Source organism: Mycobacterium sp. PTI7 (genome assembly GCF_056679845.1).
Genome location: NZ_CM155252.1, coordinates 3,573,003 through 3,594,898, shown reverse-complemented (window position 1 = coordinate 3,594,898; position 21,896 = coordinate 3,573,003). Strand labels below are relative to the sequence as shown.

Genomic DNA, 21,896 nt, shown 5'->3' with positions numbered 1-21,896 from the left:
AATGCGGATCCAGAGTTACTAGATTCGGCAACGGGGCCGTGAAAGGGGATCGCGTGGTCGAGTGGGACGTACCGCGCTCGGGTTCGGGCGCGCTGGTCATGATCGACCTCGCCCGGGAGCGCGGGTTGACCGTCGAGGACGCGCTGCGCGACACGGGGTTGACCATGTCGCGGCTGGCGGACCGGGGGAGCGAGATCTCCACCCGGCAGGAGTTCGCCGTCGTCGGCAACGTCGTCCAGGCCCTCGGCGACCCACCCGGTCTCGGCGTCGAGGCCGGCTCGCGGTTTCAGCTGCCGCTGTACGGCACCTTCGCGTTCGCACTGATCAGCAGCGCCACCGTGCGCGCGGCCGTGGACACCCTGCTGCGCTCGATGAGCCTGACGTTCGCCTTCAGCTCGGTCACTCGGGCCGCGCGCGACGGACGGACGGCCTTCACGTTCACCGCCGACGGCATCCCGTCGCACCTGCGGCGCTTCGTGGTCGAGCGGGACGTGGCCGGGCTGCGCCGGCTGCAGCGGGAGGTGTTCGCCGACCCGCCGCCGCTGCCGGTCGAGTTCGCCTTCCCCGCACCGGACGACGCCGGCGTCTACGACGACGCGTTCGGCGTGCGGCCGCTGTTCGGGGTGGCGGAGTCGGCGGTGGTGGCCGACGACGCGCTGCTGGACCTGCCGATGCCGCAGGCCAACGAGCAGGTGCTCGCTCTGGCACTCGAGCAGTGCAGCGTCCTGCTCGAGCGACGGCGACCGCTGCGGGACACCGGGCGGCTGGTGCGCGACATCCTCGTCCGGAACCTGGGCAGCGTTCCGGACGCCCGGCTCGTCGCGCGGGAACTCCACGTCAGCGACCGGACGCTGCGGCACCGGCTGGCCGCGGAGGGGACGTCGTTCCGGGCGCTGGTCGAGGAGGTGCGCGAGCGCTTCGCGGAGGAGTTCCTCGCCGGCGGGATGGCCGTCGCCGAGATCGCGGAGCGGCTGGGTTATCGGGAGCTGTCGAGCTTCTCGCAGGCCTTCCGCCGGTGGAAGGGCGTCGGGCCGCGGGAGTACCGCAGGCTGTCTGCTACCCTGCGCGTGCGGTGAAGCGCTCGAGCAGCACCGACACCGTCAGCACGACGATGCCCGCCACGGCCAGGATGGCACCCGCCGCCGCGGGTGCGGTGTAGCCGAGGCCGGCCGAGATCACCAGGCCGCCGATCCACGCGCCCGCCGCGTTCGCGATGTTCAGCGCGGAGTGGTTCAGCGCCGCCGCGAGCGTCTGCGCGTCGTGCGCGACGTCCATCAGCCGGGTCTGCAGCGCGGGGCCGATCGAGGCGCCCGTCGCGCCGATGAAGAACAGCCCCAGCATGGCCGTCCACGGGTTGTGCGACGCGTACACGAACAGCGCCAGCACGATGCCCAGCGCGGTCATCGACGCGTAGAGGCCGCGGATGACGGACTTGTCGGCCATCCGCCCGCCGACGAGGTTGCCGACCACCATGCCGAGCCCGAACGCCATCAGGCCGAGCGGGATCAGGGCGCGGGCCAGACCCGCGACGTCGGTCAGCGTCGTCGACACGTAGGTGTAGACGGCGAACATGCCACCGAAGCCGACCATGCCGACCAGCAGCGACAGCCACACCTGGACCCGCTTGAGCGCGCCGAGTTCGGTGAGCGGGCTGCTGACGTGCATGCCGCGCATCGTGGGCAGCCAAAACCAGATGGCCGTGAGGGTGAGGAGGCCGACCGCGACGACGAGTCCGAACGCGCTGCGCCAGCCGAAGTGCTGTCCGAGCCACGACGCGGCCGGGACGCCGATGACGGTCGCGACCGTGAGGCCGGTCAGCACGTGGGCGACGGCCTTCGCGCGGTTCTGCGGGCCCATCAGGTGGGCGGCGACGAGGGCCGCGATGCCGAAGAAGGCGCCGTGCGGCAGGCCCGCGATGAACCGGGCCGCCATCAGGGTTTCGTAGGAGGGCGCGAACATGCTGGCCAGGTTGGCGACGGTGAAGACGACCATCAGCCCCAGCAGCAGCGTCTTGCGGCGCATCCGTGCGGTCAGCGACGCGATCAGGGGTGCGCCGACGACGACGCCCAGCGCGTACGCGGAGATGACGTGTCCGGCGATCGGCTCGGTGATGTTCAGGCTGGCGGCGATGTCGGGCAGCAGGCCCATCGCGACGAACTCGGTGGTGCCGATGCCGAAGCCACCCAGGGCGAGGGCGAGCACGGCGAGCCACCGGACGGTGGGATCCGGCGCCACGACGGAGCGGGGACCGACGTGGTGGTCGGGCTTGGCGAGGGTACGAGTCACGTCGTCAACGGTAAGCCCACTTCGGCCTCCGTGTAAAACGACTTTTGCATTTTTTAGGCGAAAGTGGCGCAGCTTACGATCTTGCGGTTGAATCGGACGCATGGCCAGCGTCGGCGACGTGTTCGCCCTGATCCGGGATCTCCGCGGGACCACCCGCGCCGAACTCGGTCAGCTCACCGGCCTGTCGCGCACGGCGATCGGTGCCCGCGTGACCGTTCTGCGTCAGCTCGGCCTGGTCGCCGAGAGCGAGGCCGCCGCCTCCACCGGCGGACGCCCCGCCACCCGGCTCACCTTCGACGTCGACGCCGGAATCGTGGTCTGCGTGGCGATCGGCATCAGCCGGACCCGCATGGCGGTGTGCAACCTCGCCGGCGAACTCCTCGCGACGTCCGACATCGACCAGGAGGTCCCGCTCGGGCCCGACGACCTGATGCCCGACGTCGTCAAGAGCCTCGACCTGATGCTCGAGGCCCACCCGGGCGTGCCGGTGTACGGCGTGGGTCTGAGCCTGCCCGGGCCGGTCGATCGCGAGCGCGGCTGCAGTCGCGACTCGCCGATCCTGCGCGGCTGGGACGGCGTCCGGCTGCGGCCGTACTTCGCCGAACTCGAGAGTCTCGCCGAGGTTCCGGTAATCATGGACAACGACGCCAACGCCATCGCGGTGGGCGAACGCGGCGGTGAGCTGCAGCGGCTCGACGACCTCCTGGTCATCAAGGCGTCGACGGGTCTCGGCGCGGGCATCATCGCCGGCGGCGTCCTGCAGCGCGGCGCAACACAGGCCGCAGGCGAGTTCGGCCACAACAAGACCGCAGCGGCACAGGGTCTTTCGTGCCGGTGCGGCGACACCGGCTGCCTGGAGGCCGTCGCGGGCGGCTGGGCGCTCGTGCACCGGCTGCAGCAGCAGGGGCGCTCGGTGCGTCACATGCGCGACGTCGTCGACCTCGTCCACGCCGGCGATCCCGAGGTGCGCGGCATGGTCCGGGACAGCGGCAGGCACGTCGGCGAGGTGATCGCCGCGGCGGTCAACCTGCTCAACCCCGCCGTGCTGGTGGTCGCCGGCGACATGGCGGCCGCCTACGACGTGTTCGTGGCGGGTCTGCGAGAGACGTTGTACGGCAACGCGACCGCGATGGCGACGCGTGCGCTGCAGGTGGTGCCCGCGGCACACGGTGGGCACTCCGCGGTGGTGGGCATCGCCGCGCTGGTCCTCGACGAGGTGCTCAGCGCGCGCGCCGTCGACGCACTGACCGCGAGGCCCTAGCCGGGGATCTGGGTCTGCTGGTAGAGCGCGAGCCGCCAGCCGGAGTCCGTGCGGTGGTAGACGCTCGACATGGCACCGACGAACGCGGGCTCGTCACCGTCCCGGTATCCGGTGCCGACGTAGACCAGCGCCGCGGTGTCGTCGTCGATCGCGACGAGCCGGACGTCGCCGATCTCGTAGGTGCGCCACGGCGGCGACTGTGACAGCGACTCGACGACGGTGTCGCGATCCATCACCATGCCGTTCGCGAGCACCATGACCGCGTCGGGCAGCATCAGCGTGCCGTAGTAGCGGGAGCCGGAGGAGGTGCACAACGCATCCCACCCGCCGCGCTCCAGTTCGAGGAGTTCGTCGACCGAAGGGTTCATGTCGGCCCGGATACCCGCTGCCACGCCGGTTATGGCGTCAGGTCGCCTTCGCGATCACGTTCTCCGCGAACCACTCCAGGTTGCGGATCTTGTCGTCGAGCGGCTCGGTGTCCGGCCCCATGACGTAGGGGATCCGGAAGCCGACGATGACGTCGGTGACGCCCTTGTCCTCGAGCCGCTTGACCCCGTCGAGGGTGAACCCGTCGATGGAGATGACGTGGATCTCGAACTCGTCGGCGAGCCCGATCCGCTCCTCGGTCTCGCGGTAGTGCTGCAACTTCTTCAGCAGGGGGTCGAGTTCCTCGGGGTCGCCGCCGCCGTGCATCCACCCGTCGTTGCGGGCGGCGCGCTTGAGGGCGGCGTCGGCGTGCCCGCCGATCAGGATGGGCAGCGGCTTGGTGGGCGCGGGCGTCATCTTGAACCGCGGGAAGTCGTAGAACTCCCCGTGGTACTCGAAGTAGTCGCCGGACGTCAGGCCGCGGATGACGTCGATGCACTCGTCCATCCGCTTGCCGCGCCTGGCGTACGGCACGCCCATGATCTCGTAGTCCTCGGGCCACGGGCTCGTCCCGACGCCGAGGCCGAGGCGGTTGTCGAACATCGCGGCCAGCGACCCGGCCTGCTTGGCCACCAGCGCGGGCGGCCGGATCGGCAGCTTCAGCACGAAGATGTTGAAGTGCAGCCGGGTGGTGACCGCGGACAGCGCACCGATCAGCGCGAACGACTCGACGAAGGCCTTGCCGTCCAGGAACTCCCGGTTGCCGTCCTCGGTGTACGGATACGTCGAGTCGGACTCCTCGGGATACGCGACGCTGTCCGGGATCGTCATCGCGTGGTACCCGGCCTCGTCGGCCGCCTTGGCCAACGGAATGTAGTACTTCGGGTCGGTCATGGCTTCCGCATACGTGAACCGCATGCCCGCGATACTAGAACACGTTCTAATTCTCCGAGGCGGAACGGTGGCCGGCCCGCGAGCGCCAGTCGAAGGGCGGAGTGCCCATGCCCGTCACCGCGTAGCCGCCCTGTGCCGTCCGCTCGGCGATGCGCGCCGCTGCGGTGCGGCCGTTGGCGGTCAGCAGCGCCTCGGGGCGCTTGAGGACGTCGTCGGTCAGCGGCCCGAAAACCGTTCCGCGCCAGTGATACTTGCCGTCGATGGGGTCGAGGTGTCCGGTGAGGCGGGCGCGGACGGCGTGGTCGACGTCGGCGACGCGCAGCGTGGCGGGCCCCACGTAGACCTCCTCGGAGACCTCGTCGGCACCCTCCTGGGTGGGCTCCTCCGCCGGGCTGGACGTGGTGGCGCCGCCGGGCAGGAAATTGCTCCGGCGCCACATCCGGCGCGCGATCGGGCCCATCAGCCCGACCTCCTCGAGGAACGCGGCCAGCGGCGCGAAGCCCCCGGCCTGCACCCGATGCCGGTGTGCGCTGCGACGGGCCTGCGCCCGGGCCTCGAGCGCGGGCAGTCCGACGCGGCGGTACTGCACGGGGTTGGTGAAGAGGTGCTGGAAGAACGGTCCGCCGACGCCGTTGAGGTTGGCCACCCACCACCGGTTCAGCCGCGGCATCTCCTGGACGCGGCGGCGGACGCCGTCACGCGCGAACTGGATGTGCCGGGCCTCCTCCGTCACGTGAATCCGCATGAGCCGCTGCACCATCGGCTGCAGGTCGGGATCGTCCATCATCTGGCGCTGCAGCGAGTCGAAGATCTCCTCGCCGACCAGCGCGGCCACCCATAGCAGCGACCCCTTGAACGTCAGTGGCAGCGCGTTGATGATGATCCGCTGGTAGCGGCGCGGCTGAACGGGTTTGGCGCCGAGGCGTTCGATCGCCTTGCCGAACATCACCATGTGGCGGGTCTCGTCGCCCATCTCGGTGAGCGCGTAGTGCGTGGCGTTCGACGTGGGATCGGCGTGCATCAGGTCGCGCAGCAGCGCCTGGTTCAGGATGTTCTCGAACCAGATGCCCGCCGAGAGCGTGTTCACCAGCTCCTGCCGGGACAGCTCGATCTGCTGGGCCCGCGTCATGGCGTCCCACATCGGGGTGCCGTACAGCGACACGACCTTCGGCGGCAGGAAGAACTTGTCCGGGTCCAGCGGTGCGTCCCAGTCGATGTCGACGATCGGTTCGAAGGACTTCTTCACCGACCCCCGCAGTAGGCGACCGGAGAAGTCGTCGCGCGACGGAGTGGTGGAGGTCCTGGTCGAAGCGGTCACCGTTGACGTCCCTTCGTTGGGTGCTCACACGGTATGGACGCCGAGCCGACCGTGTCAATACCCCGGGTACCGGATACTCGGGGTAATGAATTGACGCGGGCGTTTCACGCCACCGGGTGCGGGTACCGACTCGGCATGACCACTACCGACGGTGATGCGACGCCGGACGTCGAGGAACGGATGCCCGATCCCGACGATCCGCGCAAGCCCGACTCGCCGGGCGACCTCACCAAGCCGTCCGTCCTGTTCGTCCTGCGGAAGACCGCACGCGAGTTCAGTCAGGATCAGTGCACCGACCTCGCCGCCGCGCTGACGTACTACGCAGTGCTGTCACTGTTTCCGGCGCTGCTGGCGCTGGTCTCGCTGCTCGGCGTCTTCGGGCAGGGGCAGCGCACCACCGACGCCGTGCTCGAGATCGCCGGCGGCATCGCACCGGCGTCGGTGATCGACACGATGCGCCCGACCGTCGAGCAGCTCGTCAACACCCCGTCGGCGGGGTTCGCGCTGATCCTCGGCATCCTCACCGCGCTGTGGTCGGCGTCCGGGTACGTCGGCGCCTTCGGCCGCGCGATGAACCGGATGTACGAGGTCGAGGAGGGCCGGCCGATGTGGAAGCTGCGGCCCCAGCAGCTCCTGCTGACGTTCGCCGGGCTGGTGCTCGCCGCCGCGGTGGCGTTCATGCTCGCGATCAGCGGCCCGATCGCACGCACCATCGGCGACTCGCTCGGTCTGGGCGATGCGGCGGTCACGGTGTGGAACGTCGCCCGCTGGCCCGTGATCCTGCTGGCGGTCGTGCTCGCGGTGGCGATCCTCTACTACGCCACGCCCAACGTGAAGCAGCCGAAGTTCCGGTGGATCAGCATCGGCGCCGGACTCGCCATCGTCACGTGGATCGTCGCATCGGTGGGCTTCGGCATCTACGTCTCCAACTTCAGCAGTTACAACAAGACCTACGGGGCGCTCGCCGGTGTCATCGTCTTCCTGCTGTGGCTCTGGATCACCAACCTGGCGTTGCTGTTCGGCGCCGAACTCGACGCGGAACTCGAGCGCGGCAGGCAGTTGCAGGCCGGGCTGCCCGCCGAACGCGACCTGCAGCTGCCGCCCCGCGACACCAAACTGATCGAGAAGAACGCCGCCGCCGAGGAGAAGGACGTCGAGCGCGCCGCGGCACTGCGCCGGACGCGCGGAGGCGGCGACTGACGTCGTCGTGATGGCAGGATCGGGCCATGGGTCAGTTCCTGCTCCGGGCCGCGACCACCGGTGTCGCGCTGTGGATCGTGACGCAGCTGGTCGACGGGATCGCCTTCGTCGGCGGCGACGACACCGTGCAGCGGGTCGCGATCGTCGTCGTGGTGGCGGTGATCTTCGGCCTGGTTAACGCCATCATCAAGCCGATCGTCCAGCTGCTGTCGATCCCGCTCTACGTCGTCACGCTCGGCATGATCCACGTCGTGATCAACGCGGCCATGCTCTGGATCACGTCGTCGATCACCGAGCACACCACGCACTGGGGGCTCTACATCGACGACTTCTGGTGGACGTCCATCTGGGCGGCCATCGTGTTGTCGATCGTGAGTTGGCCGCTCTCCCTCATCACCGGCCGCTAGTGCGGCACACTGGATGACATGCCCGAACTACCCGAGGTAGAGGCGCTCGCCGATCACCTGCGGCGTCATGCGGTCGGCCTGCCCGTGGGGAGGGTCGACGTGGCGGCGCTGTCGGTGCTCAAGACGTTCGACCCGCCGCTCGCGGCGCTGCACGGCCGCGAGGTCACGGGCGCCAACCGGTGGGCGAAGTACCTTGGCCTGGAGGTCGGCGACCTGCACCTGATCACCCACCTGTCGCGGGCCGGCTGGCTGCGCTGGTCGGACAAGCTGTCGGGCGTCCCGCTCAAGCCCGGCAAGGGGCCGATCGCGCTGCGGGTGCACCTCGGAACACCAGGCGAGGCACCCGGATTCGACCTCACCGAGGCGGGCACGCAGAAGCGGCTGGCCGTGTGGCTGGTCGACGATCCGGCGAAGGTGCCGGGCATCGCCGTCCTCGGACCCGATGCGCTCACCCTCGACCTCGACGGTCTGGCCGCGGCGCTGAAGGGCAACTCCGGCCGGATCAAGACCGTGATCACCGATCAGAAGGTCATCGCGGGGATCGGCAACGCCTACAGCGACGAGATCCTGCACGTCGCGCGACTCTCGCCGTTCGCGAGCGCCAACAAGCTCACCGAGGCGCAACTCGACGCGCTGCACACCGCGATGAGCACCGTGCTCACCGACGCGGTGACCCGTTCGGTCGGTCAGCAGGCCGCCACGCTCAAGGGGGAGAAGCGCTCCGGGATGCGCGTGCACGCCCGCACCGGCCTGCCGTGCCCGGTCTGCGGCGACATCGTGCGCGAGGTGTCCTTCGCCGACAAGTCGTTCCAGTACTGCGCGACGTGTCAGACCGGTGGCCGGGTGCTGGCCGACAGGCGGATGTCGAAACTGCTCAAGTAGCAGGGCAGTACGACGCCGTCGCAACCTCGAGCGCCCGTGCGTAGAGCGGATCGAGGCGGCGGTCGGCGACCACCGCCGCGCGGGTGTCCGCGAGTTCCCCCGCACACGACGGCCCGGCCAGGACGTCCCGCCCGGCCGCCATCTCGGCGACCATCGTGCGGTTGTACCCGTCGATGGCGGCGCGCGAGTCGGACAGGTCCGGCGCCGCGGTCGGAGCGGTGGCGGGTTCGAACTTCCACTGGCCGAACCGGGTGTACTCGACGCCCTCGGTGGCGTGGATCTGGTCCTCGAACGCCCGTCGCACGAACGCCGGGTCCAGCCCCCTGTCGCGGGCGTCGGTGCCGACGGCGTCGAGCACCTGGGCCACGCGGACCGGGTCCTCGATGGGCCCGCCGTCGACCCACTTGAACGCGGCCACCGGGTCGGCGGTCAGCAGGCGCTGCGCGGCGGCGTCGACCAACCCGTGCAGGGGCTCGGACTCGTCGGCGTGGGCCGGGACCGGCACGCCGAGGATCGCAACCGTCAGGATCACCGCAGCGAGGCGCCTCATGCCATCGATACTGACCGATGGGTGCCCCGCGCGTCGATGTCCGCCCCACCGACCAGTCAGTTGACGGCTGTCGAGTCCGGCTATCCTGCTCGCATGACTCGCCAGAAGATCCTCATCACCGGTGCCAGCTCGGGCCTGGGTGCGGGCATGGCCCGCCAGTTCGCCGCGAAGGGCCGCGACCTCGCCCTGTGCGCCCGCCGAGCCGAGAACCTCGAGGAACTGAAGGCCGAACTCACGGCGAAGCACCCGACGATCACGGTCGCCGTCGCCGCCCTCGACGTCAACGACCACGAGCGCGTTCCCGTGGTGTTCCGTGAGCTGTCCGACGAACTCGGCGGCATCGACTGCGTGATCGTCAACGCCGGGATCGGCAAGGGCTATCCGCTCGGCGGCGGGAAGCTCTGGGCCAACAAGGCGACCATCGAGACCAACCTGGTCAGCGCGCTCGTGCAGATCGAGACGGCGATGGAGATCTTCAAGGCCGCCGGTCGCGGCCACCTCGTCCTGGTGTCGTCGGTGCTGGGCAACGTCGGCGTCCCGGGCATCAAGGCCGCGTACGCCGCGAGCAAGGCGGGCGTTACGTCGCTGGGCGAGTCGCTGCGCGCCGAGTACCCGTCCGGCCCGATCAAGATCACCGTGTTGGAGCCGGGCTACATCGAGTCCGAGATGACCGCCAAGTCCAATTCGACGCTGCTGATGGTGGACAACGAGACCGGCGTGAAGGCCATGGTCGACGCGATCGAGAAGGAGAAGGGCCGCGCCGTCGTCCCCGGGTGGCCGTGGTGGCCGCTCGTCGAGCTGATGAAGGTGCTTCCGCCCCGCTTCACCAATCGCTTCGCCTGACCCACTTCTTCCCCTCGCGATTTGTGGAGTATTTCCGGCGGTGCGCGCCGGAAATACTCCACAGATCGCGTCGAGGCCTTGACAACGCCGTTGGGTTTTCCTAACAATTGATTGCATGAGTCCGGTGCGGCGTGGGGAAGACCTTCCCATTCACAACCGCATCGGCGTCCTGCGCGCCGAGCGTGGGATGACGCGGGCGGACCTCGCGGCGCTGATCTCGGTGAACCCGCAGACCGTGGGCGCGCTCGAGCGCGGCGACCACTACCCGAGCCTCGATCTGGCGTTCCGCATCTGCGACGTCTTCGACCTCCCGGTGGAGGCCGTGTTCTCGCGGACCGCGTTCACGCCGCTGTCGGCCGAACTCTACGAACGACGCGCGAAGGGAGACGAGCATGACTGACCAGAGCATCCTCGACCGGTACCAGGACTACCGCACCCGACGATTCCTCAAGAGCGAACGGACACATGCCAATTCGCTACCGGGATGGCGGTCCCAGAGCCGGCGCCGCATCCTCGTGGTCGGGCTCGCCGCGACGTTCGCGGTCATGCTGCTCGTCGGCGTTCTCACCGCCGCGGGGCTGCAGTGGGCGCCGCTGCTGTGGCTGCCCGCCTGCGTCCTGTTCTTCCCGATCTGGATCGCACTGCAGATCGTGTCCGGCAGGCGAGGCGACGCACCGGAGGCCGCACTCGACGAATTCGAGGTGGCGCAACGCAATAGCGCCCGATCGATCGGCCTCACCGCCACCCAGTACCTGATGCTCCTGCCGATCGGCTACCTGATCGTCGGGTCGACGGTCACCGGCGGCACCGACGAGAACCTGGCCTACGCCGGCGGGCTGCTGGCGCTGACCATGCTCCTCATCGGCGGCTGCCTGCCCGCGATGATCCTCGGGTGGACGAGGTCCGATCCCGACCCCGAGGACTAGGCGCTACGACCTCGCTCCGCTCGACTCAGGCCGATCGACCTCGCTCCGCCCGGTAGTGCCGGACGAGGGCATCGGTCGAGCTGTCGGTCTGCTCGGCCGGTGACTCGTCTCCGGTGAGCACCGGCAGCAGAGCCTTGGCCTGGGTCTTGCCGAGTTCCACGCCCCACTGGTCGAACGAGTCGATGCCCCAGATGACGCCCTCGGTGAACACCTGATGCTCGTACAGCGCAATCAGCTGACCCACCACCGACGGCGTCAGCGTCGTCGCGAGAATCGATGTGCTGGGCCGGTTTCCGGGCATCACCTTGTGCGGGACGACGTCCGCCGCGGTGCCCTCGGCGGCGATCTCCTCGGCGGTCTTGCCGAACGCCAGCACCTGCGTCTGGGCGAAGAAGTTGCTCATCAGCAGGTCGTGCATGCTGCCCGTACCGTCGGCGGTGGGCAGATCGTCGGTGGGCTCGGAGAAGCCGATGAAGTCGGCCGGGATCAGGCGGGTGCCCTGGTGCAGCAGCTGGTAGAACGCGTGCTGGCCGTTGGTTCCCGGCTCGCCCCAGTAGATCTCGCCGGTCTCGGTGGTGACGGGGGAGCCGTCGGCGCGCACCGACTTGCCGTTGCTCTCCATGGTGAGCTGCTGCAGGTACGCGGCGAAGCGCGACATGTCGTTGGAGTACGGCAGCACCACGCGGGACTGGGCGCCGAAGAACTCGTTGTACCAGAGGCCGATGAGGCCAAGCAGCACAGGCGCATTCGACTCCAGTGGGGTCGTGCGGAAGTGCTCGTCGATCAGGTGGAAGCCCGCAAGGAACTCCGCGAATCGCTCCTTGCCGATCACCGCCATCACCGACAGCCCGATCGCGGAGTCCACCGAGTACCGGCCGCCCACCCAGTCCCAGAAGCCGAACATGTTGGTGGTGTCGATGCCGAACTCGTCGACCAGCTTCTCGTTGGTCGAGACCGCGACGAAGTGCTTCGACACGGCGGCGTCGCCGAGCGACTCGGTGAGCCAGCGTCGGGCGGCTGTCGCGTTGGTCAGTGTCTCGAGCGTGGTGAAGGTCTTGGACGCCACGATGAACAGCGTCGTCGCGGGATCGAGCCCGTCGAGCTTCGCGACCAGGTCGGCGGGGTCGACGTTGGAGACGAAGCGCGCCGAGATGCCGGCGTCGGCGTAGTGCCGCAGGGCTTGGTAGACCATCACCGGGCCGAGGTCCGACCCGCCGATGCCGATGTTGACGACGGTCGTGATGCGCTGACCGCTCGCCCCGGTCCAGTCTCCGGTGCGGAGGCGATCGGTGAAGTCGCCCATCGCGTCGAGCACCTCGTGCACGTCCGCGTTGACGTCCTGACCGTCGACTTCGAGCGATGCGTCGCGCGGCAGTCGCAGCGCGGTATGCAGCACCGCCCGGTCCTCAGAGGTGTTGATGTGTTCGCCGGCGAACATCGCGTCGCGCTTGGCCTCCAGCCCGGCGGTGCGGGCGAGGTCGACGAGCAGTTCCAGGGTCTCGCGGGTGACGCGGTGCTTGCTGTAGTCGACGTAGAGGTCGCCGACGGTCATGGCGAGTTCGCGTCCGCGGGCGGGGTCCTGATCGAAGAACTCGCGCAGGTGCTTGGTGCCGATCGTTTCGTGATGTCGGACCAACGCGTTCCACGCCGGTGTCGTCGAGATGTCGGGATTCTGGTCCGTCGGGGAAGCCATATCCCAACCCTAATGCGGGCGCCCGAAGGAAGGTGTAAATGATGGATGTATGGACACCAGCGCGCTTCTGAAGTCAGTTCCCACCGGACTGTGGATCGGTGGTGAGGAACGGCAGGGAAAGTCGACCTTCGACGTGCTCGACCCGTCGTCGGACGAGTCCCTGATCAGCGTCGCCGACGCGACCCCCGAGGACGCCATCGCGGCCCTCGACGCGGCGTCGGCGGTACAGGCCGATTGGGCCGGAACCGCCGCACGCAAGCGCGGTGAGATCCTGCGTTCGGTGTTCGAGGCGATCACCGCGCAGGCCGACGACATCGCGGCGCTGATGACCCTGGAGATGGGCAAGGTGGTCGCCGAGAGCAAGGGCGAGGTCACCTACGGCGCGGAGTTCTTCCGCTGGTTCGCCGAGGAGGCCGTCCGCATCGGCGGCCGCTACACCCCGAGCCCCGCGGGCACCGGGCGGATCATCGTGACCAAGCAGGCGGTCGGACCGTGTTACGCGATCACCCCGTGGAACTTCCCGCTGGCCATGGGCACTCGCAAGATGGGCCCCGCGTTCGCGGCGGGCTGCACGATGATCGTCAAGCCCGCGCAGGAGACGCCGCTGACGATGCTCTACCTGGCGAAGCTGATGGACGAGGCCGGTTTGCCCAAGGGTGTGCTGTCGGTGCTGCCGACCAGTGATCCGGGCGGCGTGACGAGCGCGCTGATCGACGACGGCCGGCTGCGCAAGCTCACCTTCACCGGCTCGACCGGCGTCGGCAAGGGCCTGGTGAAGCAGTCGGCCGACAAGCTGCTGCGCACCTCGATGGAGTTAGGCGGCAACGCGCCGTTCATCGTGTTCGACGACGCCGACGTGGACGCCGCCGTGGACGGCGCGATCCTGGCCAAGATGCGCAACGGCGGTGAGGCCTGCACGGCCGCCAACCGCTTCCACGTGGCCAACTCGGTGCGCGCCGAGTTCACCGAGAAGCTGGTCAAGCGGATGAGCGAGTTCACCCTCGGCAACGGGCTCGACGCGTCGTCGACGCTGGGGCCGCTCATCAACGCCAAGCAGCTGAACAAGGTCACCGAGTTGGTCTCCGATGCGGTGTCGCGCGGGGCCGAGGTCGCCGTCGGTGGCGTGGCGCCCGAGGGACCGGGCAACTTCTACCCGGCCACCGTGCTCGCCGACGTCCCCGCCGACGCACGGATCCTCAAGGAGGAGGTGTTCGGCCCGGTCGCGCCGATCACCGGCTTCGACACCGAGGAAGAGGGCATCGCCGCCGCCAACGACACCGAGTACGGCCTCGCCGCCTACATCTACACGCAGTCCCTCGACCGGGCGCTGCGGGTGGCCGAGTCGATCGAGTCGGGCATGGTCGGGGTGAACCGGGGCGTGATCTCCGACGCCGCGGCGCCGTTCGGCGGCATCAAGGAGTCCGGCTTCGGACGTGAGGGTGGCACCGAGGGCATCGAGGAGTACCTCGACACGAAGTACATCGCGCTGACGAACTAGGGGCGTGAAACATCGCTTGGTTTGCGGTGTTTCAAGATCGATGTATCCGGAGTGCCTGTTTGCGGAGGCGGGCCCGGAGTGGCGGCACGGGCGGCGTCGACCCGGTAGTTCGCCGAACATTTCGGGGGATCGGTATTGATTTGTCCTGCCCTGTCAGGAGATAACCAACGGGATAGGCTCTCCGCGTCGTCGATGTTCGGGGAGTGAAGATGTGGCGGAAGCGCAACGGGGAATCGATCTACTTTCGAGCGCCCCGACCGGAAATGATGAAGTTCGTTCCTCCGGTCGCCGATCGTGTCCTGGAGATCGGTTGCGCTGAGGGCACCTTCGGCGCAGCGGTCAAAGCGCGTGCCGGCGCCGAAGTGTGGGGCATCGAGTTCAATGCGCAAGCTGCCGAGCGGGCCTCCGCAGTCATCGACCGCGTTCTCACCGGAGACGTCGACGAGCAGTCGGCTACGTTGCCGGACAACCACTTCGACGTCATCGTCTGCAACGACGTGCTCGAACATCTGGTCAATCCCGGCGTGACCCTGACGAAGCTCCGGCGCACGCTTCGTCCCGGCGGAGTCGTCGTCGCCTCGATACCCAACATCCGCTACTTCCCCGCCCTCAGGCAGATACTGGTCCGTCGGGACTTCCCCGCAGAGGACGCCGGGATCTTCGACCGAACGCACCTGCGTTTCTTCACGCGAAGAAGCATCGTCCGGATGTTCGAGGACGCCGGCTACGACATACGCCGCATGAAGGGCATCAACACCCGGGTCAAGCCGATCGGTCTCATCGCCAGCATCGTCAGCCTGGGGTACTTTGCGGACGGCTTCCACATGCAGTACGCCTGCGTGGCAACGGCAGCCGCGTAGCGGCCGCAATGGGACACACGTCGCCGCTCGTCTCGGTCTGCATCCCGACCTACAACAACGCGGCCACCGTCGCGCGCAGTCTCGACAGCGTCCTCTCGCAGCAGGGCGTCGACTTCGAGATCGTCGTGGTGGACGACGATTCCTCCGACGGTTGCGCGGACGTCGTCTCCGCGCGGCTGAGGCCAGGGGACCGTCTGGTGCGCAACGATCGTCGGCTCGGCCTGGTGGGCAACCACAACAGATGCCTGGCGCTGGCGAAGGGTAAGTACATCCAGTTCGTCCATGCCGATGACTGGTTGCTGCCCGGAGCGCTCGTCACGCTGACCCGATCACTCGAGAGTTCCGACGGGACGATGGTGTTCGCGCCGCGTCGAATCGTCACCGAAGACGCGCACTTCGCGAAGCGCTACGGCCAGTTGCACACCCGTTTCACAGGGCTGGCCGAGCGCAACGACGGCCATCGATTGGCCATGCAGGTTGCCGTGCGGGGCACGCACCACAACTGGGTGGGGGAGCCCACCTGCGTGATGTTCCGCAGCGATGCGGCGCGCGATGCCGGAGGCTTCCGTGACGACATCTTCCAGCTGTTGGATCTCGATCTCTGGCTGCGCCTCATGGTGCGCGGGACCGTCTGCTTCGTCCCCAGGGAGTGCTCGGCACGCAACCACACGACGGCGACGGAATCGGTACGCAACAAGGCGCTGGGGCGCGACTGGCTCGATCAGTTGCGTGTGATCACGTCGATGGTCGTCGATCCCCGCGCACCTACGCGGATACGCGTCGTGAACATGCTCTGGTGGGTGCCGATCTGGCTTCGAACCGTTGTCGAAGGAGTGGTGCTCGGTCCGCAACGCTGGGCACGACTGCGCGCGTCGGCGACTGCACCCCTCCGAGAATTCTCCCGTGCCCGCCGCACTCTCGCCGCGACGGGCGCTCAAACGGGTGCCTCCGAGCTGGCCGGAAGCTGAGGCTCTCCGCCCTTCTCCGCACCTGCGGATCGAACCGCGCTTCATCTCCGATTCTGCGGGCACGAGCTAGAGTCCGTCCGTGCCCCCTCGACTACGGATCCGCGACGCCGCCGAACTCCTCGGCGTCAGCGACGACACCGTCCGGCGCTGGATCGACGACGGTCATCTGTCCACCACCAACGACGACTCCGGCCGCAAGGTGGTCGACGGCGCCCGGCTCGCGGAGTTCGTCCGCTCCAACGCGGGGCGGGTGCCGCAGGATCCGGTGGGGGTCGGCAGCTCGGCGCGCAACAGGTTCGCCGGCCTGGTCACGAAGGTGACCACCGACAAGGTCATGGCCCAGGTCGAGATGCAGTGCGGCCCGTTCACGGTCGTCTCGCTGATGAGCACCGACGCCGTCCGGGAGTTGAGCCTGGAGCCCGGGAGCGTCGCCGTGGCGGTCGTCAAGGCCACCACCGTGATCGTCGAGACCCCGGCGGGGACGTCGTGAAACGGGCACTGGCCCTCGCCGCCGCGGCCGCGACGCTGCTGAGCGGATGCGGCGCGGACGGCTCGACCACCGCGTCGAAAAGCCTGGTCGTGTTCGCCGCCGCCTCGCTACAGCAGTCGTTCACCCGGATCGGCGATCAGTTCGAGACGGACAATCCCGGTGTCACCGTGGAGTTCTCGTTCGCGGGCTCGTCCGACCTCGTCACCCAGCTGACGCAGGGGGCCGACGCCGACGTGTTCGCGTCGGCCGACGTCAAGAACATGGACAAGGCCGGGCAGGCGGGGCTCCTCGCCGGCGATCCCGTCGACTTCGCCACCAACGTCCTGACGATCGCCGTCGCACCCGGCAACCCGAAGGGCGTCACGTCGCTGCGCGACCTCACCCGGCCGGGCCTCACCGTCGTCACCTGCGCGCCGCAGGTGCCGTGCGGATCGGCCACGGAGAAGGTCGAGCAGGCCGCGGGCGTCCAGCTGGCACCGGTCAGCGAGGAGTCGGCCGTCACCGACGTCCTCAACAAGGTCACGACCGGGCAGGCCGACGCCGGCCTGGTCTACGTCACGGACGTCTCCGGCTCCGGCGGCACGGTCGACGGCGTGCCGTTCCCCGAGGCGGCGGGTGCGGTCAACACCTATCCGATCGCCTCGCTGAAGGACGCCGCGAACGGTGACCTCGGAGGCGCGTTCGTCGACTACGTGACCGGCGCCGCAGGTCGGAAGGTGCTCGGCGACGCCGGATTCGGCGCGCCCTAGGTCGTCAGTGGCCGAGGCGGCCGCGGCCCAGGCGCAGCAGCAGCATCGCCAGGTCCTTGCCCTCGGGTCCGAGCACGCTGTAGCGCTCGATGACCTTCATCTCGCGGCTGTGCACCAGCCGCGTGCCGCCGGACGCCATCCTGGCCTTGCCGATCAGCTTGGACACTTCCGCGCGACGCGCGACCGCGGTGAGGATCTCGGCGTCGAGCCGGTCGATCTCCAGGCGCAGTTCGTCGATGTCGATGTCGGGTGTCTGCTCGGTGTCGATACTCATGGGTTGTGGCTCCGAATCGTCGTCTCGGGTGGATTGTGGTCTCATCCGGTTTCGGGCCTCACGAGAGAAGAAGAGCCCCGGATCCGGAAGCGGACCGCGGGGCTCTGGGAAAGCAGCTAGACCACGGACACCGGCGGCCGGTATCCGTAAAAAAATCGTCCCTGCACTACGAGCACGGATCGAGTGTGCCACCTCGGGTCGGGTCGCGCAAAGACCCGTTGGGGCGGCTGCGACGGTCTCGTGCCGCGACTGCGTCACGGTGTCCCCGTACAGCGGTAAGTTCGGAGACGCTATGTCGATCGCCACCGAAACAGATCAGCTGCTCGCCGGGCTCAACCCGCAGCAGCGTCAGGCCGTGCTCCACGAGGGCACGCCGCTGCTGATCGTGGCCGGCGCAGGGTCGGGCAAGACGGCGGTGCTCACGCGTCGCATCGCCTACCTGCTCGCCGCCCGCGACGTCGGCGTGGGCCAGGTCCTCGCCATCACGTTCACCAACAAGGCGGCCGCCGAGATGCGCGAGCGCGTCGCCGGGCTGATCGGTCCGCGGGCCCGGTCGATGTGGGTGTCGACCTTCCACTCCACCTGCGTGCGGATCCTGCGCAACCAGGCGTCGCTGCTGCCGGGGCTCAACTCCAACTTCTCGATCTACGACAGCGACGACTCACGCCGACTGCTGACGATGATCTCGAAGGACATGGGCCTCGACACCAAGAAGTACTCGTCGCGGCTACTGGCCAACAACATCTCGAACCTGAAGAACGAGCTGATCGACCCGGACGCCGCGTCGGCCGAACTGAACGACGCCAGCGACGAACTCACCCGCATCGTCGCCGAGGTGTTCTCCGAGTACCAGAAGCGGCTGCGGGCGGCCAACGCGCTCGACTTCGACGACCTGATCGGCGAGACCGTCGCCGTCCTGCAGGCGTTCCCGCAGATCGCGCAGTACTACCGCAGGCGGTTCCGGCACATCCTGGTCGACGAGTACCAAGACACCAACCACGCCCAGTACATGCTGGTGCGCGAACTCGTCGGGCACGACCTCACCGACACCGAGGTGCCGCCCGCGGAGCTGTGCGTCGTCGGCGACGCCGACCAGTCGATCTACGCCTTCCGCGGCGCGACGATCCGCAACATCGAGGACTTCGAGCGGGACTACCCGACCGCGACCACCATCCTGCTCGAACAGAACTATCGGTCCACGCAGAACATCCTCTCGGCGGCCAACGCCGTCATCTCCCGCAACTCGGGCCGGCGCGAGAAGCGCCTGTGGACGGACTCCGGCGAGGGCGAGCTGATCGTCGGTTACGTCGCCGACAACGAGCACGACGAGGCCCGGTTCGTGGCAGGGGAGATCGACTCGCTGGCCGACCGCGGCGAGATCTCCTACAACGACGTCGCCGTGTTCTACCGGACCAACAACTCCTCGCGCGCCATCGAAGAGGTCTTCATCCGCGCCGGCATCCCCTACAAGGTGGTCGGCGGCGTTCGGTTCTACGAGCGCAAGGAGATTCGCGACATCGTCGCCTACCTCCGCGTCCTCGACAACCCGGGCGACGCGGTCAGTCTGCGGCGCATCCTCAACACCCCGCGACGCGGCATCGGCGACCGTGCCGAGGCGTGCGTCGCGGTGTACGCCGAGAACACCGGTGCCGGCTTCGGCGACGCGCTGCAGGCGGCCGCCGAGGGCAAGGTTCCGATGCTGAACACCCGCTCGGAGAAGATGATCGCCGCGTTCGTCGAGCTGCTCGACGAGCTGCGCGGCAAGCTCGGTGACGAGCTGGGCGACCTCGTCGAGGCCGTCCTCGACCGCACCGGATACCGCCGCGAGCTGGAGGCCTCGAGCGACCCGCAGGACCTGGCCCGTCTCGACAACCTCAACGAACTCGTCAGCGTCGCACACGAATTCAGCATCGACATGGCCAACGCCGCCGCGCTGCGCGACGAGGAGGGCATCCCGGTCGACGAGGACGTTCCCGACACCGGCATCCTCGCCCAGTTCCTCGAGCGGGTGTCGCTGGTCGCCGACGCCGACGGAATCCCCGAGCACGGCTCGGGCGTGGTCACGATGATGACGCTGCACACGGCGAAGGGGCTGGAGTTCCCCGTCGTCTTCGTCACCGGCTGGGAGGACGGCATGTTCCCCCACATGCGTGCCCTCGGCGACCCGATGGAACTGTCCGAGGAACGGCGCCTGGCGTACGTCGGGATCACCCGGGCCCGGCAGCGCCTCTACCTCAGCCGCGCCAAGGTGCGGTCGTCGTGGGGGCAGCCGATGCTGAACCCCGAGTCGCGCTTCCTGCGCGAGATCCCGCAGGAACTCATCGACTGGCGCCGCGTGGAGGCGCCACCGTCGACGTTCGGTGCGCCTGTCAGCGGTGCCGGCCGGTTCGGGCCGCCCGAGTCGCGGCGGCCGTCGCCGTCCCGCGCCGGTGCCCGCAGCAAGCCGCTGGTGGTGCTCGAACCGGGGGACCGCGTCACGCACGACAAGTACGGGCTGGGCCGGGTCGAGGAGGTCTCGGGCGTCGGCGAGTCGGCGATGTCGCTCATCGACTTCGGCAGCGCCGGACGCGTGAAGTTGATGCACAACCACGCGCCGGTGCAGAAGCTCTGACTCAGCGGCACCATCGGCCGGTCGCGGGCAGTGCCGCGAGCACCATGGTGGCGACGGGCAGCACCGGGATGGCGTAGACGATGGCGGGCAACGCGGCGCCCGCGACGAACAGACCCGCGAAGATCATCAGCGCCACGATCGCGCCGACGCCGATCAGCAGCCTCCCGATGCGCCGCCGCAGCAGCAGTGCGATGAGGCCGCCGATGGTCGCCGCCGCCGAGACCGCGGTGAGGAATCCGACTGCGACGCAGAACAATTCATCGGTCTTCCACCAGTTGGTGATCAGCGACGTGGCGATCACCGCGGTGGCCCACCCGCTGAGTATCGCGACGGTGGCGGTGGCCGACGCGGCCTTGGGATCGGGCCGGGGGCGGCGGAGCGGTGCGACCACCTCCGGGGTGGGCCGCGGCACGTAGGTGGTCGGCGGCTCGTCCGGAGGTTGGATGAACGTGGTGTGGGTCTCGGTGGGTGGCGCCGAGGGGGCTACCGGGAACGGGCCCGTGGGGCTGCGCCGGATGATGCTCGTCTGCGGAGCGGAGTCGACGGGGAACGCGTCCGGCTGTCGACGGATGATGCGGGTGCGATCTGACGGTGGTCCCTCTGAGGACGTCCGATCAGCCACCCGGTCAGCCTACGTAACCGCCAGGACTCAGGCCACGCTGGGCGAGCCACGGCACCGGATCGATCCGGTTCTGACCGTTGCTGAGGACCTCGAAGTGCAGGTGCGGGCCGGTCGAGTTGCCGCGGTTGCCCATGGTGGCGATCTGGTCGCCGGCCATCACGCGCTGACCCTCGCTGACGAGCCACGTGTTGATGTGGCCGTAGAGCGTCACGGTGCCGTCGGAGTGACGGAGCTTGACCCAGGCGCCGTAGCCCGCGGTGGGGCCGACGTCGATGACGACGCCGTCCGACGCGGCCTGGATCGGGGTTCCGATCGAGTTCGCGATGTCGATGCCGGCGTGCAGGACACCCCAGCGGTAGCCGAAGCCGGACGTCCACACGCCCTTGGTGGGCATGACGAACATCGGGCGCACCAGGCGCGCCTCGCGCTCGGCGCGCTCCTGGGCGTAGGCCGCGCCGTTGGCGAGTTCCTGGCTGTGCACGGATGCGCTCGCGGCGGGGGCGACGGTGACGATCTGCATGCCGTCGACGGAGCCGGTGATGCTGCCGCCGTCGACGAAGGCGCCCTGTCCGGCGGCGAGCATGGTCTCCGCGGCGGGGGGCTGGGTGGAGTTGGCGACCGAGTAGGCGGCGGCGGCGGTGGCGCCTGCGGCCATGGCGGCGGCGACGAGACGGCCCTTGACGTGGCCGGCGTCGAGCTTGCGGTGCAGACCGCGGCGCGACGCCGTCATGTCGATGACGTCGGTCTTCGCCATGCCGTCACTGGTGTCGATGTCGCTGTCGCGGTAGGCGTGCGACGCGCGGGTGCTGGCCTGGAACTGCGCGGGGACCAGCAGTCGCAGCGGGACCAGGTCGTCGGTGTCGTGGAGGTCGTCCAGCTCGGGAGCGTGGATGACGCGTGCCTCGCGGTCGAACGCCGAGGAGTTGTTGAACGTCAACTCGCCGTCCGGTTCGGACAGGTCGCCGAACTCGTTGAAGGGGATGATGTCGGTGACGGTGGCGTCAAAAGCGGCCGTCGAGACCCTGCGTGAGGCTCTGGACGAACTGTGCTCTACCAACCGTTTTGTCCTTCGTTCCGTAACCATTCCGTTATCGAGGCCCCAGGCACGTTAACCAAATTCCAATGTTGGTGGCAACCCGAAGGTTGATTCCAATCAAGATTGTGATCCGTATCACTTCGGGGCCCCGGTGAGATGTGC

23 protein-coding genes and 1 pseudogene are annotated in these 21,896 nt (G+C 68.7%); 15 read left to right on the top strand and 9 right to left on the bottom strand.

Annotated elements, in window-relative coordinates:
• Positions 1-53 precede the first annotated feature (53 nt).
• Entirely contained in the window at positions 54-1,076 is a 1,023-nt protein-coding gene (locus tag AC1MEY_RS17255; RefSeq protein WP_480226673.1) for an AraC family transcriptional regulator, read from the top strand.
• Here AC1MEY_RS17255 and AC1MEY_RS17250 read toward each other — a convergent pair.
• Positions 1,057-2,286, bottom strand: coding sequence for an MFS transporter (locus AC1MEY_RS17250; protein WP_480226672.1), 1,230 nt, complete (start codon positions 2,284-2,286; stop codon positions 1,057-1,059). The two genes, AC1MEY_RS17255 and AC1MEY_RS17250, sit on opposite strands and share 20 nt — an antisense overlap.
• A 100-nt stretch (positions 2,287-2,386) precedes the next feature.
• Here AC1MEY_RS17250 and AC1MEY_RS17245 point away from each other — a divergent pair, with 100 nt between their 5' ends.
• A complete protein-coding gene (locus AC1MEY_RS17245) occupies positions 2,387-3,547 on the top strand; it encodes an ROK family protein (RefSeq protein WP_480226671.1) in 1,161 nt (386 codons plus the stop codon).
• Here AC1MEY_RS17245 and AC1MEY_RS17240 read toward each other — a convergent pair.
• Genes AC1MEY_RS17240 through AC1MEY_RS17230 form a run of 3 tightly spaced genes read right to left on the bottom strand, consistent with a single transcriptional unit; the run spans position 3,544 to position 6,125 of the window.
• A complete protein-coding gene (locus tag AC1MEY_RS17240) occupies positions 3,544-3,915 on the bottom strand; it encodes a nuclear transport factor 2 family protein (RefSeq protein WP_480226670.1) in 372 nt (123 codons plus the stop codon). The genes AC1MEY_RS17245 and AC1MEY_RS17240 overlap by 4 nt on opposite strands.
• Positions 3,916-3,952: 37 nt before the next feature.
• The gene (locus AC1MEY_RS17235; RefSeq protein WP_480226669.1) at positions 3,953-4,831 is read right to left on the bottom strand and encodes an LLM class flavin-dependent oxidoreductase; all 879 of its coding nucleotides are present in this window, start codon (positions 4,829-4,831) and stop codon (positions 3,953-3,955) included.
• A gap of 22 nt (positions 4,832-4,853) precedes the next feature.
• A complete protein-coding gene (locus AC1MEY_RS17230) occupies positions 4,854-6,125 on the bottom strand; it encodes a diiron oxygenase (RefSeq protein WP_480226668.1) in 1,272 nt (423 codons plus the stop codon).
• 135 nt (positions 6,126-6,260) lie between these two features.
• On the opposite strand from AC1MEY_RS17230, the gene AC1MEY_RS17225 reads away from it, so the two are divergent.
• The 4 genes and pseudogenes from AC1MEY_RS17225 (at position 6,261) to AC1MEY_RS17210 (ending at position 8,614) form a co-directional block, all read left to right on the top strand.
• Complete coding sequence (locus tag AC1MEY_RS17225; protein ID WP_480226667.1) at positions 6,261-7,325, top strand: YihY/virulence factor BrkB family protein; 1,065 nt, start codon at positions 6,261-6,263, stop codon at positions 7,323-7,325.
• A gap of 26 nt (positions 7,326-7,351) precedes the next feature.
• On the top strand, positions 7,352-7,732 hold the full coding sequence (locus tag AC1MEY_RS17220; RefSeq protein WP_480226666.1) for a phage holin family protein: 381 nt from the start codon (positions 7,352-7,354) through the stop codon (positions 7,730-7,732).
• Between the two features lie 18 nt (positions 7,733-7,750).
• Positions 7,751-7,987, top strand: a pseudogene (locus tag AC1MEY_RS17215) (DNA-formamidopyrimidine glycosylase family protein); the annotation flags it as partial.
• A 159-nt stretch (positions 7,988-8,146) separates the two neighbouring features.
• Positions 8,147-8,614: a zinc finger domain-containing protein gene (locus AC1MEY_RS17210; protein WP_480231532.1), complete on the top strand. Its 468-nt coding sequence runs from the start codon at positions 8,147-8,149 to the stop codon at positions 8,612-8,614.
• On the opposite strand, the gene AC1MEY_RS17205 is transcribed toward AC1MEY_RS17210, so the two are convergent.
• A complete protein-coding gene (locus AC1MEY_RS17205; RefSeq protein WP_480226665.1) occupies positions 8,607-9,164 on the bottom strand; it encodes a chorismate mutase in 558 nt (185 codons plus the stop codon). The two genes, AC1MEY_RS17210 and AC1MEY_RS17205, sit on opposite strands and share 8 nt — an antisense overlap.
• Before the next feature lie 93 nt (positions 9,165-9,257).
• Between AC1MEY_RS17205 and AC1MEY_RS17200 the strand changes: the two genes are divergently transcribed.
• The 3 genes from AC1MEY_RS17200 to AC1MEY_RS17190 all read left to right on the top strand — a co-directional run bounded on the left by AC1MEY_RS17200 (position 9,258) and on the right by AC1MEY_RS17190 (position 10,933).
• Complete coding sequence (locus tag AC1MEY_RS17200; RefSeq protein ID WP_480226664.1) at positions 9,258-10,007, top strand: SDR family oxidoreductase; 750 nt, start codon at positions 9,258-9,260, stop codon at positions 10,005-10,007.
• A 115-nt stretch (positions 10,008-10,122) separates the two neighbouring features.
• Positions 10,123-10,407 carry a helix-turn-helix transcriptional regulator gene (locus AC1MEY_RS17195; RefSeq protein WP_480226663.1) on the top strand — a complete coding sequence of 95 codons (285 nt, stop codon included), beginning with the start codon at positions 10,123-10,125 and terminating at the stop codon, positions 10,405-10,407.
• Positions 10,400-10,933 (top strand): hypothetical protein, encoded by a 534-nt coding sequence (locus AC1MEY_RS17190; protein WP_480226662.1) that lies wholly within the window; start codon positions 10,400-10,402, stop codon positions 10,931-10,933. The genes AC1MEY_RS17195 and AC1MEY_RS17190 overlap by 8 nt, the downstream gene beginning before the upstream one ends.
• A 25-nt stretch (positions 10,934-10,958) precedes the next feature.
• Here the strand turns inward: AC1MEY_RS17190 and pgi are convergent, their stop codons facing one another.
• Positions 10,959-12,626 (bottom strand): glucose-6-phosphate isomerase, encoded by a 1,668-nt coding sequence (pgi, locus tag AC1MEY_RS17185; protein WP_480226661.1) that lies wholly within the window; start codon positions 12,624-12,626, stop codon positions 10,959-10,961.
• 49 nt (positions 12,627-12,675) lie between these two features.
• Between pgi and AC1MEY_RS17180 the strand changes: the two genes are divergently transcribed.
• From AC1MEY_RS17180 to modA, 5 genes are all read left to right on the top strand, one after another.
• A complete protein-coding gene (locus AC1MEY_RS17180) occupies positions 12,676-14,124 on the top strand; it encodes an NAD-dependent succinate-semialdehyde dehydrogenase (protein ID WP_480226660.1) in 1,449 nt (482 codons plus the stop codon).
• 209 nt (positions 14,125-14,333) lie between these two features.
• Complete coding sequence (locus tag AC1MEY_RS17175; RefSeq protein ID WP_480231531.1) at positions 14,334-14,984, top strand: methyltransferase domain-containing protein; 651 nt, start codon at positions 14,334-14,336, stop codon at positions 14,982-14,984.
• A gap of 8 nt (positions 14,985-14,992) precedes the next feature.
• Positions 14,993-15,952: a glycosyltransferase family 2 protein gene (locus AC1MEY_RS17170; protein ID WP_480226659.1), complete on the top strand. Its 960-nt coding sequence runs from the start codon at positions 14,993-14,995 to the stop codon at positions 15,950-15,952.
• Between the two features lie 79 nt (positions 15,953-16,031).
• A complete protein-coding gene (locus tag AC1MEY_RS17165) occupies positions 16,032-16,442 on the top strand; it encodes a TOBE domain-containing protein (protein ID WP_480226658.1) in 411 nt (136 codons plus the stop codon).
• The gene (modA, locus tag AC1MEY_RS17160) at positions 16,439-17,191 is read left to right on the top strand and encodes a molybdate ABC transporter substrate-binding protein (RefSeq protein WP_480226657.1); all 753 of its coding nucleotides are present in this window, start codon (positions 16,439-16,441) and stop codon (positions 17,189-17,191) included. The genes AC1MEY_RS17165 and modA overlap by 4 nt, the downstream gene beginning before the upstream one ends.
• A gap of 4 nt (positions 17,192-17,195) precedes the next feature.
• Here modA and AC1MEY_RS17155 read toward each other — a convergent pair whose 3' ends face one another.
• Positions 17,196-17,465 carry a chorismate mutase gene (locus AC1MEY_RS17155; protein ID WP_480226656.1) on the bottom strand — a complete coding sequence of 90 codons (270 nt, stop codon included), beginning with the start codon at positions 17,463-17,465 and terminating at the stop codon, positions 17,196-17,198.
• A 292-nt stretch (positions 17,466-17,757) separates the two neighbouring features.
• Between AC1MEY_RS17155 and pcrA the strand changes: the two genes are divergently transcribed.
• Positions 17,758-20,076 (top strand): DNA helicase PcrA, encoded by a 2,319-nt coding sequence (pcrA, locus tag AC1MEY_RS17150; protein ID WP_480226655.1) that lies wholly within the window; start codon positions 17,758-17,760, stop codon positions 20,074-20,076.
• A 1-nt stretch (position 20,077) separates the two neighbouring features.
• Here the strand turns inward: pcrA and AC1MEY_RS17145 are convergent, their stop codons facing one another.
• Positions 20,078-20,698, bottom strand: coding sequence for a hypothetical protein (locus AC1MEY_RS17145; protein WP_480226654.1), 621 nt, complete (start codon positions 20,696-20,698; stop codon positions 20,078-20,080).
• A 4-nt stretch (positions 20,699-20,702) separates the two neighbouring features.
• A complete protein-coding gene (locus tag AC1MEY_RS17140; protein ID WP_480226653.1) occupies positions 20,703-21,782 on the bottom strand; it encodes a M23 family metallopeptidase in 1,080 nt (359 codons plus the stop codon).
• Between the last annotated feature and the right edge of the window lie 114 nt (positions 21,783-21,896).